Genomic DNA, 15,928 nt, shown 5'->3' on the forward strand with positions numbered 1-15,928 from the left:
GGCGCCCGCTTACCACCGGCGGTACAGCCCGAAGGAGACGCCGCGTTCGCGCGCGCCGTTGCCGTCTCCCGAATCGTGCGAGAAGCTGGCGCCGATCTTGCTGCCCCAGTCGCGCGACCAGTAGCGCACCCAGGTCAGGCTGCCGCCGCCGGACCGCGCACGGCCGCCGGCCAGGGACAGCGGGTCGTCGCTGCGGCCGCGGTTGGCCGTGGCTTCGATGTAGCTGTCGGCGTCGCCGGCATAGTAATAGCGCGCCAGCAGGCGGTCGCCGCTGCCGTGCGAGCCTTCGGACACGATGTTCTGGTGGCGCAGCTGGATGTACCAGTTGCCGACGTACCTGGCCAGGCTAACGCCGTAGATGTTCACGCGCGAATCGAAGCCCAGCACGTCGTCGCTGAGCGAGGCTTCCCAGCCGCCCCCGAGCGACTGCCAGACTTCGATGCGGCCCGCGTTTTCCGGGAACAGGCGTGCCGCCGGGGCGCGCTGGTAGCGCAGGTTGGCGTAGGCGCCGTTCCACAGGTCGGCATAGGCGTCCAGCGCCCAGGCGTAGCCGGACTGGTCGAAGCGGTGCGCGCGCAGGGTCTCGAAGCCGATCGAGCCGCGCTGCGTGTAGTGGCGCACGCTGGCGGTCTGGTCGTTCCAGCGTGGGCCGGGGCCCACGTCAGTCCAGCTGCCCGACAGGCTGGCGGCCCAGGTGTAGCCGGCGGCCAGCGCCGCTTCCGGGTTGCCGGCGCGTGGCTGGGGCGAGATGGCGGCGATGGCGGCGGTGTCCGGGGCAGGGTCCGCGGCAGGGGCGAGGGCGGCGTCGAAGGCGTCGATCTCGGCCGCGTTGCCGCCGGCCGTGCGCGCCCGCGCCAGATCGGCGCGGGCTTCCGGCAGCTTGCCGGCGGCGCGCCAGGCGCGGGCGCGAGCCAGCCAGCTGGCGGCGTCATCCGGGCGCAGCGCGACCAGGCGGCTGTAGGCGGCAATGGCCGGCTCGGGCTGGCCGTGCCACTGGTGCAGGTTGCCGAGCGCGAGCCAGACATCGGCGTAGTCCGGCGAGGCTTTCGCCGCCGCTTCCAGGTCGGCCTGGCCCTCGGCCCAGCGCTCCAGACGCGTGTAGGCGATGCCGCGGCCGAGCAGGACGTCGACGTTGCCGGGGGAACGGGCCAGGAGGGCGTTGTAGGCTGCCACGGCCAGGGCCGGCTGGCCATTGTTGGCCAGGGTGCGGGCCTGTTCGTACTGTTCGTCGAAGGAGGCGTTGCTGGCGGGCTGGACGTGTTCGGTGGCGTGCGGGGGAGGCTGGAAATCGATAACCATGGGAAGGCGCGGAGTGATACGTGGCGCAACTCTGCCCGAGCGGCCGGGGAGCGTCAAGACGTGTACGGTTGTCTGTGGGGTGTAACCGCGAGTCCGGAACGGCGCCGGGTTTCCGCGTCGCGAGCCAGGAACGTATTCGGGTTCCCGTGCCGCGAGCCAGGAACGTCTCCCGTAGGGTGGGCACCCCGTGCCCACGCGGATCATGCGGACCGATAGCGGGGCAGGCAACAGCCCCGATAACGCATGCGGATCACCGCGTGGGCACAAGTGCCCACCCTACGTCTTGGCTATTGGCGAGATCGTCGAGCCGGAGCGGGAGGCGATAACGGTCGACGCGTGGACGGGGAACCCGTCCACCCTACGATTAAAACGCTTCCCACTCTTCGGTGGCGATGGTCTTGGCCGGGACAGCCGCTTTCGGCTTGGCCGCACGCGCCAGCTGCCTAACTGGCGCAGGCGCAGGCACCGGCGCCGCAAGCCCCGCACGCCCCTCCACCTTGAACACGCCCACCACCTCGGCCAGTTTCGCCGCCTGCTCGCGCATCGCGCCCGCCGCCGCTGCCGCTTCCTCGACCAGCGCCGCATTTTGCTGGGTCGCTTCGTCCATCTGCCCGATGGCCGCGTTCACCTGCTCGATGCCGCCGGTCTGTTCAAGGCTGGCGTGGGTGATCTCGCCCATGATGTCGGTCACGCGGCGGATCGCCTCCACCACCTGCTCCATGGTCGCGCCGGCCTGGTCGACCAGTTTGGTGCCGGCGTCGACCTTCCCGACCGAGTCGCCGATCAGGGTCTTGATTTCCTTGGCCGCCGCCGCCGAGCGCTGGGCCAGCGTACGCACTTCGGACGCCACCACCGCGAAACCGCGCCCCTGCTCGCCGGCGCGCGCCGCTTCCACGGCCGCGTTCAGGGCCAGGATGTTGGTCTGGAAGGCGATCCCGTCGATCACGCCGATGATGTCGACGATCTTGCGCGAGGAGGCGTTGATCGAACCCATGGTCGCGATCACCTGGCTCACCACGGCGCCGCCGTCCACGGCCACGTTCGACGCGGTCTGCGCCAGCTGGTTGGCCTGGCGCGCGTTGTCGGCGTTCTGGCGCACGGTGCCGGTCAGCTCTTCCATCGAGGCGGCGGTTTGTTCCAGCGCCGAGGCCTGCTGCTCGGTGCGTGCCGACAGATCCAGGTTGCCGGCGGCGATTTCACCCGAGGCGCCGGAAATGGTCTCGGTGCCGCTGCGCACCTGGCCGACGATGTTCACCAGGCTGTCGTTCATGTGGCGCAGGGCGCGCAGCAGGGCGCCGGTTTCGTCGCGCGCGTTCGACTCGATGCGGCGCGTCAGGTCGCCGCTGGCCACGGTTTCGGCCAGTTCCACGGCTTCGCGGATCGGAAGCACGATGCCGCGCGTGAGCAGCCAGGAGGCGAGGGCGCCGAGCAGTACCGAGCACGCGGTCAGCACCGCGATCAGGGTGGTGCCGAAGCGGGCGGTGGCCTGGATGTCTTCGGCCATGCGCGTGATGTGGCCGTGCTGCATGGCGACCAGCTGCTGCACCGATTCCTGGTAGGCACGGGCAGTCGGGGTGAAGGATTCGTCGAGGATATTGGTGGCGAGTTCCTGGTCGCCGTCGGCCTTGGCCTTGACGGCGCTGTCGCGCGCCTTGCTGTACAGCTTGCGCTGCTCGCCGATCTTGGCGAACAGCGCGGTTTCTTCCGGGCCGGCGATCAGCGGCTCGATCCGGGCTACCAGCTCGGCCGAGACCTTGGCGCTCAGCGCCGCGTCTTCCTTGAAGTAGGGGCCGAGGGCCGGGTCGCTGCTTTTCACGATGGCGGCGGTGCGGCGCACGGCCGAGAAGATCTGCGTGTACCACTCGGTAATCATGCGCTCCTTTGCCAGCGGCTGCGCCAGAATGGTTTGCGTGCCGGCGGCCACGTGCTGCAGGCGCCAGATGCCGGCCGAGGCGATCAGGACCGCCATGGCCAGGGTGAGGGCAAAGCCGATGGCCAGCCGTTTGCCGATATTCAGGTGTTTCAGGAAGCCCATTGCTGTCTTGCCTATACGGGTTGAAGGATCGAAATATCGTAGCTTGATTTACGGAAATGTTTGTTTCTTTCGAATTCAAACTGCACCAAAATGTCGCTTTCCCGACACTTGTTATCAAAATGAAACATTTGTTTGTCAAAAAACGCGTACCGCAATCGAGGCGTGGCCGGCCCTTACCAGCTTGATAAGAAGAAGTATTTGCGTGTTTAAGGTATAATTTCAATTTCCCGCGCGTGCCGTTCGGCACCTTCAGCACAATGACCAAATTTGTATTCGTCACTGGCGGCGTCGTGTCTTCCCTGGGTAAAGGGATCGCGGCCGCTTCCCTTGCCGCGATCCTCGAATCGCGCGGCCTCAAAGTCACCATGCTCAAGCTCGACCCGTATATCAACGTCGATCCGGGCACGATGAGCCCGATGCAGCACGGTGAAGTCTTCGTCACCGACGATGGCGCCGAGACCGACCTCGACCTCGGCCACTACGAGCGCTTCATCAGCACCCGCATGAAAAAGGTGAACAACTTCACCACCGGCCAGATCTACGAGTCCGTCATCCGCAAGGAACGCCGCGGCGAGTACCTCGGCAAGACCGTGCAGGTGATCCCGCACATCACCAACGAAATCCAGGACTACATCCGCCGCGGCGCCGAAGGCGTGGACGTGGCGCTGGTCGAAATCGGCGGCACCGTCGGCGACATCGAATCGCTGCCCTTCCTGGAAGCCGCGCGCCAGCTGTCGCTGCGCTCGGGCCGCAAGGGCGCCGCCTTTGTCCACCTGACCCTGGTGCCGTACATCGCCTCGGCCGGCGAACTGAAAACCAAGCCGACCCAGCACAGCGTGCAGAAGCTGCGCGAGATCGGCATTTCGCCGAACGCGCTGCTGTGCCGCGCCGACCGCCGCATCCCGGACGACGAACGCGCCAAGATTTCGCTGTTCGCCAACGTCGAAGAGCAGGCCGTCATCTCCGTGTGGGACGTGGACACCATCTATAAGGTGCCGCAGGTGCTGCACGACCAGGGCCTGGACGACATCATCCTCGAAGCCCTGGGCCTGGAAGCGCCGAAGGCCGACCTGTCGATGTGGACCAAGCTGATCCACACGCTGGAAAACCCGAAGCACGAAGTCACCATCGGCATGGTCGGCAAGTACGTCGACCTGACCGAGTCGTACAAGTCGCTGACCGAAGCGCTGCGCCACGCCGGCATCCACACCGAAAGCCGCGTCAACATCGAGTACCTGGATTCGGAAGAAATCGAGAGCAAGGGCTGCGAAGTGCTGGCCAAGTACGACGCCATCCTGGTGCCGGGCGGCTTCGGCAAGCGCGGCGTGGAAGGCAAGATCATGGCCGCGCGCTATGCCCGCGAACAGAAGATCCCTTACCTCGGCATCTGCCTGGGCATGCAGGTGGCGCTGATCGAATACGCGCGCCACATGGCGAACCTGCCGAACGCGAACTCCACCGAGTTCGACCTGGAAACCGACCAGCCGGTCGTCGCCCTGATCAACGAATGGCAGAACCACGACGGCAAGGTCGAGCAGCGCGACGAGAACTCGGACCTCGGTGGTACGATGCGCCTGGGCGCCCAGACCTGCGCGGTGAAGCCGGGCACGCTGGCCGCCGAGATCTACGGCAGCGTCGTCACCGAGCGTCACCGTCACCGCTACGAAGCCAACAACCACTACCTACCGAAGGTGGAAGCGGCCGGCATGGTGGTGGCAGCGCGCACCCCGAACGAAGACCTGTGCGAGATCATGGAACTGCCGCGTGAGGGTGAAAATTCGCACCCGTGGTACATGGGCGTACAGTTCCACCCTGAATTCAAGTCGACCCCGCGCAGCGGCCATCCGCTGTTCTCGTCCTTCATCCGCGCGGCCCTGGCACACCAGGCCGGCAATGACAAGACCGCGGCGAACACGCCAGTATTGCAAGGAGATGCAGCATGAAACTTTGCGGTTTCGAAGTAGGCCAGGACCACCCGATCTTCCTGATCGCCGGCACCTGCGTGATCGAGTCGCGCCAGATGGCGATGGACACCGCCGGCGCCCTGAAGGAAATGACCGAAGCCCTCGGCATCCCGTTCATCTATAAATCCTCGTTCGACAAGGCGAACCGCTCGTCGGGCAAATCCTTCCGCGGCCCCGGCCGCGAAAAGGGCCTGGAGATCCTGGCCGACGTGCGCAAGACGCTCGGCGTGCCGGTGCTCACCGACGTCCACGACGAAGAGATGATCCCCGAAGTGGCGAGCATCGTCGACGTGCTGCAGACCCCGGCCTTCCTGTGCCGCCAGACCGACTTCATCAACGCCTGCGCCCGTTCGGGCAAGCCGGTGAACATCAAGAAGGGCCAGTTCCTGGCCCCGGGCGACATGAAGAACGTGATCGACAAGGCCCGCGCCGCCGCGCGCGAAGCCGGCCTGCCGGAAGATAACTTCATGGCCTGCGAACGCGGCGCCTCGTTCGGCTACAACAACCTGGTGTCGGACATGCGTTCGCTCGCCATCATGCGCGAATCGAACTGTCCGATCGTGTTCGACGCCACCCACTCGGTGCAGCTGCCGGGCGGCCAGGGCACCTCGTCGGGCGGCCAGCGCGAGCACGTGCCGGTGCTGTCGCGCGCGGCGGTGGCCGCCGGCGTGGCCGGCCTGTTCATGGAAACCCACCCGGACCCGGCGAACGCCTTGTCCGACGGTCCGAACGCCGTGCCGCTGGGCCGCATGAAGGAATTGCTGACCACCCTGGTCGAGATCGACCGCGTGGTGAAGCGTACCGGCTTCCTCGAGAACAGCTTCAAGGCTTGAGCCTGAGTGATTAGTATTTAGTGAAAGATGCTTGTAGTCGAGGCGCCCCTGAGGCGCCTCGACTTGCATCTGCGAGACGATTTTTCTACTTTCCGGAGACTGAAACATGAGTGCTATCGTTGATATTATCGGCCGCGAGATCATCGACTCGCGCGGCAATCCGACCGTCGAATGCGACGTGCTGCTCGAATCGGGCGTGATGGGCCGTGCCGCCGTGCCGTCGGGCGCATCCACCGGTTCGCGCGAAGCGATCGAACTGCGTGACGGCGATCCGAAGCGTTACTTCGGCAAGGGCGTGCTGCAAGCCTGCGAGAACATCAATACCGAGATCAGCGAAGCCATCATGGGCCTGGACGCCAACGAACAGGCCTTCCTGGACCGCACCCTGATCGACCTGGACGGCACCGAGAACAAGAGCCGCCTGGGCGCGAACGCGATGCTGGCGGTGTCGATGGCCGTTGCCAAGGCTGCCGCTGAAGAAGCCGGCCTGCCGCTGTACCGCTACTTCGGCGGTTCGGGCGCGATGCAGATGCCGGTGCCGATGATGAACGTCATCAACGGCGGCGCCCACGCCGACAACAACCTGGACATCCAGGAATTCATGATCATCCCGATCGGCGCACCGTCGTTCAAGGAAGCCATCCGCTACGGCGCCGAGGTGTTCCACACCCTGAAGAAGATCCTGCATGCGAAAGGCCTGAACACGGCCGTCGGCGACGAAGGCGGCTTTGCCCCGTCGGTGGCGAACCATGAGGAAGCGATCAAGCTGATCATGGAAGCGATCGAGCAGGCCGGCTACCAGGCCGGCACCGACATCGCCATCGGCCTCGATTGCGCGGCCAGCGAGTTCTACAAGGACGGCAAGTACCACCTGGAAGGCGAGGGCCTGACCCTGTCGTCGACCGACTTCACCAACATGCTCGCGACCTGGGTCGACAAGTACCCGATCATCTCGATCGAGGACGCGATGCACGAAGGCGACTGGGAAGGCTGGGGCATCCTGACGCAAGCCCTGGGCAAGCGCGTGCAGCTGGTGGGCGACGACCTGTTCGTCACCAACACCAAGATCCTGAAAGAAGGCATCTCGAAGGGCATCGCCAACTCGATCCTCATCAAGATCAACCAGATCGGCACCCTGACCGAGACCTTCGCCGCCATCGAGATGGCCAAGCGCGCCGGCTACACCGCCGTGATCTCGCACCGTTCGGGCGAGACCGAGGATTCGACCATCGCCGACATCGCCGTTGGACTGAATGCCCTGCAGATCAAGACCGGCTCGATGTCGCGTTCGGACCGCATGGCGAAGTACAACCAGCTGCTGCGCATCGAGGAAGACCTGGGCGACGTTGCCAGCTACCCTGGCCGCGACGCTTTCTATAACCTGAAGTAAATGGAAGATGACTGGTGCGCCGTGGCGCACCAGTTGATCACAGTATGTAATGCTTTCGGCGTGCTGCGCACGCCGGTATGACTATCTATGCGCCTGATTTCGCTTGCCCTTGCCGTCCTGCTGTTGCTGATCCAGTACCCGCTGTGGCTGGGGAAGGGCGGCATGCTGGCCGTTGCCGATTTGCGCGACCAGGTGACCGTGGCCCAGGCCCAGCTCGACGGGCGCAAAGCGCGTAACGCCAAGCTCGATTCCGAAGTGCGCGATTTGCGCGAAGGCCTCGGCGCCGTCGAGGAACGCGCGCGCCTGGAACTGGGCATGATCAAGCAGAACGAAATCTTCGTGCAGGTGCTACGGCATAATGAAAAGCCGGTCGAATCGATGACCGTGCCGCCGCCACCGCCCGCGCCGAAGAACAAGGGCGGGCACGGGTCGCCCGCCGTCACGCACTGAACTTCCATGACACTTGACACCCTCGAAGAGCTGGCGGCTTACCTGGCCGGCGCGTTCGACAGCGGCGACGCCGCCGTGCTGCGCGGTGCCCTCGACGTCGCCTCGCGCGCCCCGGCAACGGCGCACCTGGCCGCGGCTGCCGGCATACCCCAGGCCGACCTGCGCGCCGCCTTTGCCTCCGGCGAGATGGACCTCGAGACCACGCTAGCGGTCATGAAGGTCATCGACCTGCATCTGCCGGGCTGATAGCCGACGCCTCGCGATGCCGAGGCTCCGCAAACCGCGCGGATTGGCCTAGAATGTTCCTTATCTCTTCATGACAAGGTGAGGGCACCATGAGCCAGCAACATGCCGCAGGACCGTTCGACGTCACCGTGACGCCCCAGGGCCAGCCCGAGGTGCGCAACGGCGTTACCACCGGACGCATGGCAATCGACAAGCGTTACCACGGCGAGCTCGAAGGCAGCGGCGTGGGCGAGATGCTGTCGGCGATGACCACCACCGAAGGCTCGGCCGGCTACGTGGCCGTGGAGCGCGTGACCGGCACCCTGCAAGGGCGCAGCGGCAGTTTCGTGGTCCAGCACAGCGGCACGATGGCGCGCGGCGCGCAGGCGCTTGCGATCAGTGTGGTGCCGGATTCGGGAACGGGGGAACTGGCGGGGATTGCCGGAACCATGCGTATCCGGATCGAGGAGCGCAAGCACTTCTACGAATTCGATTACGAGTTGCCGGACTTGTAAGAGGGCCGCAGCGGGCGCGGTGCGCCCGCGCGTGTATTTGCTAAAAGAAAAAGCCGCAGCGGGCATGGCGCGCGCTGCGGCTTTGGCCGGGCGGCCGCTTAGTCCGACGATGCGTCGCCCTGTTGCGCGCCGGCGCCTTGCTCCAGGAAGGAGCGCAGCATCCAGGCGTTCTTTTCGTGCACTTCCATGCGGGTGGTCAGCATGTCGGCGGTCGGGAAGTCGTCCAGCTCGTCGGCGACCTTCACGCCTGCGCGCAGGGTGCGGATCAGGATCTCGTTGCCTTCCACCAGCTGGCGGATCATTTCCTTCGACGAGAGCACTTCCGGCTCTTCGGTGATGTTCGACAGCTCGGCGTAGCGCTTGTAGGTGGCCGGGGCGAAGTGGCCCAGGGCGCGGATGCGCTCGGCGATCTCGTCGAGGGCGTTCCACTGCTCGGTGTACTGCTCTTCGAACATCACGTGCAGGCTCGAGAACAGCGGGCCGGTCACGTTCCAGTGGAAGTTGTGGGTCTTCAGGTAGAGCATGTAGGCGTCTGCCAGTACGGTCGAGAGCGATTCGACGATCTTGGCGCGGTCTTCGGTGCTGATGCCGGTATCCATGTGCATTGCGGTTCTCCTGTAGTGAGTGACAGTGCTTGTTGAAAGTTGTAGCACTATTAACAATGCACAGCTTAGCACCGGCGGCAAAATCCTGCGGCACGATAAGAATGACCGGGCACGCCGCTGCCGATGCTGTGCGTCGCGCCTGCCGGGCTGGTGCTACAGTTCGGATCACATCAGCACGGAGAGGCGGCATGGACAAGTTTCTGATCGTTTTTCGGGGATCGACAGCCGGGGAGGCGGAAGGCCGCCGGCACGATCCGCTGCAGTGGGAATCCTGGTTCGATTCGCTGGGCCGGGCCTTGCTCGACCGGGGCGCCCTCAGCCAGGGCAGCGTCGAGGTGCCGACCCGCCTGCTCGGGCCGAAGATCAGCAGCAGCGCCATGTCGGGCTATTGCGTGATCGGTGCCAACGACTTCAACGACGCGGTGCGACTGGCCAAGACCTCGCCCATCTTCGATGAAGACGGCTCGGTGGAAATCGCCCACCTGCGCTAGGGATGGCGCTCTGCGCCTCTGGCTTGTGGAAATGGGTGAGTTTTGCAGGCAATAAAATGGCTATGATCATGGCCGATGAACGTCCTGCTGATCAATCCTCCCCATACGGCCATCGGAAGCCGCATCCCGCGTGAACAACTGCCGCCGCTCGGCCTGCTGAGCGTCGGCGGGCCTTTGCTCGACGCCGGCTTCACGGTGCGCCTGCTCGATGCCGAGTTCGGCCCGATGCCGGAAGACGCCATCGTGCGCGAGGCGCTGGCCGCCATGCCCGACCTGGTGCTGATGGGGCACTCCGGTTCCACCTCAGCCCACGACACCATCATGCGCCTTGCCGCTGCCCTGAAGTCGGCCAGGCCCGGCTTGACGGTCGTGTACGGCGGCGTCTACCCGACCTACCACTGGGAAGACATTCTGCGCGACTATCCGCAGGTCGACTACATCGTGCGCGGCGAGGGCGAGCGCACCGCCACGCTCCTGCTGCAGGCGCTGCGCGACGGCGCCGGGCCCGCGTCGGTGGATGGCATCGCCTGGCGCGCGAGCGGCGTGCCGGCCTCCAGCGCGCCGGCCGAGATGATCCGCAACCTCGACGACTACCGCATCGGCTGGGAGCTGATCGACCACAGCCGCTATTCGTACTGGGGCGGCATGCGCGCCGTGGTCGTGCAGTTCTCGCGCGGCTGCCCCTACCTGTGCAGCTATTGCGGCCAGCGCGGCTTCTGGACCCAGTGGCGCCACCGCGACCCGGTGAAATTTGCCAAGGAACTGGCGCGGCTGAAGCGCGAGCACGGCGTTACGCTGATCAATTTTGCCGACGAACTGCCGACCGGTTCGCGCAAGGCCTGGAAGGCTTTCCTGGAAGCGCTGATCGCGGAAGACGTGGGCCTGACCCTGGTGGGGTCGACGCGTGCCGGCGATATCGTGCGCGATGCCGACATCCTGCACCTGTACAAGCAGGCCGGCGTCGTGCGCTTCTTGCTGGGCATCGAAAGCTACGACGAAGCCATGCTCAAGACCATCAAGAAGGGCGCGAGCATGAGCGAAGACCGGCAGGCGATCCGATTGCTGCGCCAGCACGGCATCATCTCGATGGCCACCTACGTGGTCGGATTCGAGGAGGAAACCGATGCCGACTACTGGCACTCGCTGAAGCACCTGCTGCACTACGACCCGGACCAGATCCAGATGCTGTACGTCACGCCGCATCGCTGGACGCCGTATTTCAAGACGGTCGAGGAGCGCAAGGTCATCGAAACCGATGCCGCGAAATGGGACTACAAGCACCAGGTGCTGGAGACCACGCGCGTGCCGCCCTGGCGCATTTTGCTGTGGGTGAAGTCGATCGAAGTCATCATGCAGCTGCGCCCGAAAGCCATCCTGCGCGTGTTGCTGGGCAAGGACCGTCACGTCCGGCACGGCATGCGCTGGTACACGCGCATGGGGCGGCGCGTCTGGTTCCATGAAATTGCCGAGTTCATTCTGGGCAAGCGGCTGAAGAACAGCACGCTGACGCTGCGCCGTTTCTGGGGCGCCTCGCTCGAACAGCACGAGGAATCGATGGTCAAGCGCAAGCGGTCCGTGATTCCGATCGAGGCCGTGCAGGCCGTGCAGGCCGGGCGGAAAGAGCAACAGCTGACCTGAAACGTCACCTGAGACGAGGCGAGCGAAGTCGCCGCATTGCAAGGCACTGTCCGGCACACTGCCGTTACCGGCTGGGCAAAGTCGCGAAGCCAACATCCTTCGAACTCTTTCTTTAAAACGATTTCCGCACCACTAGTTCTTTCTGCCAAAAATCCAGAAGGTGGGGAGGGGGAGGCTTGAATCACGCCCTCTCTCAAACTGTTTCGTTTGGTGTTCTCATTTCTTCTCATTCGGTCCCTTTTTGAACTTGTCTGAATAGCAGAGATCAAACGAGAACCGATGAGAACAAATGAGAGAGCCAAATGAGACAGTTTGATACAGGGCTGGATTTGCACGCTTCTCCCGCCCTGCGCGAGCTTGCCGATTATCTAGAGCGTTCAGGAAATATCTTTTCGCCAAATGCGGCGCTGGAGTTTGCTATCCGGGAATGGATCGCTGCGCGTGAGGGCGGGGAAATTTCTCGCGATGTCGCTGTGATGTATCGCAGGCACGGCGGCTACCAATGGAAATGCCTGTTTCTCGCGCACGGCAGCGAGCTACGTGTGTATCACGACGAGCGCTACCATTACGCCGAGGTCGATCGGGATGTGTTGATGTATCAGGGCCGGCCTGTATCGCCGCGCCAGTTCGTGCTGGCGGTGATGGGCGAGGCACGGAATGCATGGCGCGAGCTGTGGGTGCGCCGGCCAAGCGATGCGCGATGGAAAATGGCATCCGTATTGCGGCGCGAACTCGAATCGGGCCAGGCCCCACCCGAATCGCCCGTCGGCGCCATGCGCGAAGTTGCCGCCGCGATGGCGCAAACGCTCACTACTGCGCAAACCATCGTGAAGCGTGTGCAAGATTTCGCCGAGCCGAAATTTGAACGGCGCGGCAGAGGTTTGCGGCGCAAGGACGATGTACTCGCTGCTGACGATTAGCAGCCGGACTAAAGACAGCAGGGCTAAAGATCAGCGGGTGGAACGAGGGTCTGCAGCACCGCCCGCGCTCCCTCAGGAATCGGCACCGATTTGCCGCTCGGCCGGTGCACGTACACATGCACGAAATGCCCGGCGGCGGCCGGCATGGCCTCGTCGTTGCGGTATAGCGCGATCTCGTAGCGCACGCTGGAATTACCGAGCTTGGCCACGCGCACGCCCACGTGCACGACGTCGGGGAAGGAAATGGAACTGAAGTAGGAGCACCCGGTCTCGACGACGAAGCCGACGACCTCGTCCTGGTGGATGTCGAGCACGCCGCGGTCGATCAGGTAGCGATTGACCGCGGTGTCGAAGAAGCTGTAGTAGTTGACGTTGTTGACGTGCCCATAGCTGTCGTTGTCCATCCAGCGCGTCGGCAGGGCGACGATGTGGGGAAAGGCAGAGCGGGGCGTGTCGCGCATCGTCAACGGTCCTGTTTCAGTGTGGCTGTCAGTGCTTGGTGTCGTCGGCCGGGGTCATGGCATCGGCTGCGATCGGGGCGGCGAACAATTGCGCGCAATCGACCTTGTCGAAGGCGTAGTGCTTGCCGCAGAAATCGCAGTTGATGCCCAGTTCGCCCAGGTCGGCCAGCGCCGCGTCCACTTCCGGCTTGCCCAGCATTTTCAGCATGTTGCCGACTTTTTCGCGGGTGCAGGAGCAGTGGAATTGCGGATGCTGCGGGTCGAACACGCGGATCGTCTCTTCCCAGAACAGGCGGTTCAGCAGGGTCTCGATGCCGGTGCTCAGCAGTTCTTCCTGTTTCAGCGTGCTGCCCAGCATGACGGCGCGGTTCCAGGTTTCCAGGTCTTCCTCTTCGCTTGCCTGTTTCACCTGGTCGTCCTTGCCGGTGTGGCGCGGCAGCTTTTGCAGCAGCAGGCCGCGCGAGACCTTGTCGTCGGCCGCCAGCCACAGGCGCGTGTCCATCTGCTCGGAACGCAGCATGTAGTTCTCGATGACGGTCGCCATGCTCTCGCCGTCGAGCGGCACGATGCCCTGGTAGGGCTGCTGGCCCGGCACCTTGTCGAGCGGGTCGAGGGTGATCACGAAGCGGCCCTGGCCGTTGGCGTTGAGCAGCTGGCGCAGGGTGGCGTCGTCGGCCACCTCGGCATCCGGCGCCAGTTTCGCCGTGGCGCGGATGCGCAGATCGGCGTCGCATTCGACCACCAGCAGGCGCACCGGGCCGTCGCCGTGGATCTGCATCACGATCGAGCCGTTGAATTTCAGGTTGGCCGAGAGCAGGGCGGCTGCGGCTACCATTTCGCCCAGCAGGGAACGCACGGCTTTCGGGTAGCCGTGGCGGGCCTGGATCTCGCGCCAGGTATCGGAAATCTCGACCAGCTCGCCGCGCACGGCGGCGTTGTCGAAGATGAATTTCTGCAGGGTGTCCTTGGTGTCCGTTGTCGTCATTGTCTATCCGATTTGCTTGAGCTGCGCCTTGAACAATTGGCCACGCGCCACGTAACTGGCGGCATTGGCCTGCAAGCGCAGCAGGTCTTCTTCCGTGAGGGTGCGCACCGCCTTGGCCGGCGCACCGATGATGAGCGAGTTGTCGGGAAATTCCTTGCCCTCGGTAACCAGCGCGCCGGCACCGACCAGGCATCCCTTGCCAATCTTTGCGCCGTTCAGGATCACAGCCTGGATGCCGATCAGCGAACCGTCGCCGACCGTGCAGCCATGCAGCATGGCCTGGTGGCCGACGGTCACGCCCTTGCCGAGCGTGAGCGGGTATCCCATGTCGGTGTGCATGACCGTGCCTTCCTGTACATTGCTGTTCTCGCCGATCGTGATCCGCTCGTTGTCGCCGCGGATCGTCACGCCATACCACACCGAGGTATTCGCCTCGAGCGTGACTTTGCCGATCAGGTTGGCCGTATCGGCAACAAAGGCCGACGCATCGATCTCGGGCGCATGCTCGCCCAGCTGGTAAATCGCCATGGATTGCTCGCGGAAGGGTTGGTGTACCGCTATTTTACGCCCTTGCGTCCGCCATCGCCGGGTTGGCTCGATCTTCGATGAAGTCCCCCAAGTGGGGACGGCAGACAGGAATTCAACGGCATGCGTATAATCGGACGATTGATCCGAACGACCGTACTATTTTCTGCTGTATTACTTTCATTGGCGAAGCGACCCATGACACCATCCCGTTCCGAATTCCTCACCGTGCGCGGCCTGCGCACCCACGTGCGCCACTGGGGCCGCGAAGGCGCGCCGAAGCTCTTCATGGCGCATGGCTGGATGGATATGTCGGCCTCGTTCCAGTTCATCGTCGATTGCCTGGAAGGCGACTGGCACGTCATCGCCCACGACTGGCGCGGCTTCGGCCTGACCGAAAGGACCGGGACCGATACCTACTGGTTCCCCGACTACGTGGCCGACCTCGATTTCCTGCTCGACCATTATTCCCCGGACGCGCCGGTGAACCTGCTCGGCCACAGCATGGGCGGCAATGCCGTCAGCCTGTATGCGGGCGTGCGGCCCGAGCGCGTGGCGAAGCTGATCAACCTAGAGGGTATCGGCCTGCAGGGCAGCGTGCCGCAGCAGGCGCCGAAGCGCATGGCGCGCTGGCTCGACGAACTGAAGACGCCGCCGGTGATGCGCGGCTATGCCAGCCTGGAGGAGGTGGCGGCGCGGCTGAAGAAAACCAACCCGCGCCTGCCGGAAGAGCGCGCCGCTTTCCTGGCCGAGCACTGGTCGGCGCGCAATGAAGCGGGCGAGTACGAGATCCTGGGCGATCCGGTGCACAAGATGAGCGGGCCGCTCTTGTATCACCTGGACGAGATGATCGCGATCTGGAAGAAGATCACGGCGCCGGTGCTGTGGATCGAAGCCGCCGAGACGGACATGTGGCGCTGGATGGGGCCGCAGGACCAGATGCGGGCCGAGGTAGACAGCCGCCTGGCGCACATGGCGTCGGTCGAGGCGCATATCGTGCCCGGGGCAGGGCACATGGTGCATCACGACCAGCCGCAGGTGCTGGCGCGCTTGATCGAGGCGTTTTTGGGGCGTTGAACCACGTTTGCAGGCGCAGGTGGGGCCGTCGCCTGTGCCGTTATGGGTATGCATGATCCGCGTGGGCACAGGGTGCCCACCGTACGGTTACCGTTATCGGCGAGTTCACACAAAAACCGTCACCGCCAACACCAAAATCATACGAAACGCGGATACGCAACGTGTCCCCATCGACGGCAACATCATACGAAACGCGGATACGCGACCTATCCCGTAGGGTGGGCACTCCGTGCCCACGCGGATTCAAAACACCAATAACAGCGCAGGCAACAGCCCCACGTCCGCCCGCAAACCTTCCGCCCGCGTCACGCTCACAAATGCCGCGTCTCCACCGGCGCCGTCCCCCAATTATCATTGGCCCCATCGATATACCTGACCGGCGCTGAAACCAATTCTTCCACCTCCACACCATCCAGACTGGCCACCGTCACCGCCACAAACCGCCCCAGCGCCCCCGTCGAAAACACATTGATCCCACACACCCGGCAAAAACAATGCCCATCCCTTCTCGCCCC

16 protein-coding genes and 1 pseudogene are annotated in these 15,928 nt (G+C 64.4%); 10 read left to right on the top strand and 7 right to left on the bottom strand.

The window, feature by feature from the left end:
- Positions 1–9: 9 nt before the first annotated feature.
- Together LK540_RS21245 and LK540_RS21250 are read right to left on the bottom strand one after the other, a co-directional pair.
- The gene (locus LK540_RS21245; protein ID WP_229439320.1) at positions 10–1,299 is read right to left on the bottom strand and encodes a YaiO family outer membrane beta-barrel protein; all 1,290 of its coding nucleotides are present in this window, start codon (positions 1,297–1,299) and stop codon (positions 10–12) included.
- 364 nt (positions 1,300–1,663) lie between these two features.
- Entirely contained in the window at positions 1,664–3,334 is a 1,671-nt protein-coding gene (locus LK540_RS21250) for a methyl-accepting chemotaxis protein (RefSeq protein WP_229439321.1), read from the bottom strand.
- Positions 3,335–3,591: 257 nt separating this feature from the next.
- Between LK540_RS21250 and LK540_RS21255 the strand changes: the two genes are divergently transcribed.
- The 6 genes from LK540_RS21255 (at position 3,592) to LK540_RS21280 (ending at position 8,711) form a co-directional block, all read left to right on the top strand.
- Entirely contained in the window at positions 3,592–5,277 is a 1,686-nt protein-coding gene (locus tag LK540_RS21255; RefSeq protein WP_229439322.1) for a CTP synthase, read from the top strand.
- Complete coding sequence (gene kdsA, locus LK540_RS21260; RefSeq protein ID WP_229439323.1) at positions 5,274–6,131, top strand: 3-deoxy-8-phosphooctulonate synthase; 858 nt, start codon at positions 5,274–5,276, stop codon at positions 6,129–6,131. The genes LK540_RS21255 and kdsA overlap by 4 nt, the downstream gene beginning before the upstream one ends.
- A 106-nt stretch (positions 6,132–6,237) precedes the next feature.
- Complete coding sequence (eno, locus tag LK540_RS21265; RefSeq protein ID WP_229439324.1) at positions 6,238–7,521, top strand: phosphopyruvate hydratase; 1,284 nt, start codon at positions 6,238–6,240, stop codon at positions 7,519–7,521.
- 87 nt (positions 7,522–7,608) lie between these two features.
- Positions 7,609–7,971, top strand: coding sequence for a cell division protein FtsB (ftsB, locus tag LK540_RS21270; RefSeq protein WP_229439325.1), 363 nt, complete (start codon positions 7,609–7,611; stop codon positions 7,969–7,971).
- A 6-nt stretch (positions 7,972–7,977) separates the two neighbouring features.
- Complete coding sequence (locus LK540_RS21275) at positions 7,978–8,217, top strand: hypothetical protein (protein WP_229439326.1); 240 nt, start codon at positions 7,978–7,980, stop codon at positions 8,215–8,217.
- An 89-nt stretch (positions 8,218–8,306) separates the two neighbouring features.
- Positions 8,307–8,711, top strand: a complete 405-nt coding sequence (locus LK540_RS21280) for a DUF3224 domain-containing protein (RefSeq protein ID WP_229439327.1) — start codon at positions 8,307–8,309, stop codon at positions 8,709–8,711.
- Between the two features lie 98 nt (positions 8,712–8,809).
- Here LK540_RS21280 and LK540_RS21285 read toward each other — a convergent pair whose 3' ends face one another.
- On the bottom strand, positions 8,810–9,316 hold the full coding sequence (locus LK540_RS21285; RefSeq protein ID WP_229439328.1) for a Dps family protein: 507 nt from the start codon (positions 9,314–9,316) through the stop codon (positions 8,810–8,812).
- A 188-nt stretch (positions 9,317–9,504) separates the two neighbouring features.
- Between LK540_RS21285 and LK540_RS21290 the strand changes: the two genes are divergently transcribed.
- The 3 genes from LK540_RS21290 (at position 9,505) to LK540_RS21300 (ending at position 12,365) form a co-directional block, all read left to right on the top strand.
- The gene (locus tag LK540_RS21290; RefSeq protein WP_229439329.1) at positions 9,505–9,807 is read left to right on the top strand and encodes a hypothetical protein; all 303 of its coding nucleotides are present in this window, start codon (positions 9,505–9,507) and stop codon (positions 9,805–9,807) included.
- 75 nt (positions 9,808–9,882) lie between these two features.
- Positions 9,883–11,445 (top strand): magnesium-protoporphyrin IX monomethyl ester anaerobic oxidative cyclase, encoded by a 1,563-nt coding sequence (gene bchE, locus LK540_RS21295; protein ID WP_229439330.1) that lies wholly within the window; start codon positions 9,883–9,885, stop codon positions 11,443–11,445.
- 302 nt (positions 11,446–11,747) lie between these two features.
- A complete protein-coding gene (locus LK540_RS21300) occupies positions 11,748–12,365 on the top strand; it encodes a hypothetical protein (RefSeq protein WP_229439331.1) in 618 nt (205 codons plus the stop codon).
- Positions 12,366–12,388: 23 nt separating this feature from the next.
- Here LK540_RS21300 and LK540_RS21305 read toward each other — a convergent pair whose 3' ends face one another.
- From LK540_RS21305 to LK540_RS21315, 3 genes are read right to left on the bottom strand one after another with little or no spacing between them, the layout of a single operon-like run.
- The gene (locus tag LK540_RS21305; RefSeq protein ID WP_229439332.1) at positions 12,389–12,826 is read right to left on the bottom strand and encodes a thioesterase family protein; all 438 of its coding nucleotides are present in this window, start codon (positions 12,824–12,826) and stop codon (positions 12,389–12,391) included.
- 28 nt (positions 12,827–12,854) lie between these two features.
- Positions 12,855–13,811 (bottom strand): Hsp33 family molecular chaperone HslO, encoded by a 957-nt coding sequence (gene hslO, locus LK540_RS21310; RefSeq protein ID WP_229439333.1) that lies wholly within the window; start codon positions 13,809–13,811, stop codon positions 12,855–12,857.
- 3 nt (positions 13,812–13,814) lie between these two features.
- Positions 13,815–14,339: a gamma carbonic anhydrase family protein gene (locus tag LK540_RS21315; RefSeq protein ID WP_229439334.1), complete on the bottom strand. Its 525-nt coding sequence runs from the start codon at positions 14,337–14,339 to the stop codon at positions 13,815–13,817.
- 195 nt (positions 14,340–14,534) lie between these two features.
- Between LK540_RS21315 and LK540_RS21320 the strand changes: the two genes are divergently transcribed.
- On the top strand, positions 14,535–15,413 hold the full coding sequence (locus LK540_RS21320) for an alpha/beta fold hydrolase (protein ID WP_229439335.1): 879 nt from the start codon (positions 14,535–14,537) through the stop codon (positions 15,411–15,413).
- Between the two features lie 311 nt (positions 15,414–15,724).
- On the opposite strand, the pseudogene LK540_RS21325 reads toward LK540_RS21320, so the two are convergent.
- Positions 15,725–15,928, bottom strand: a pseudogene (locus LK540_RS21325) (GFA family protein); the annotation flags it as partial.

Origin of the sequence: Massilia sp. IC2-278 (genome assembly GCF_020708045.1) — a bacterium.
Taxonomy (GTDB): Bacteria; Pseudomonadota; Gammaproteobacteria; order Burkholderiales; family Burkholderiaceae_D; genus Telluria.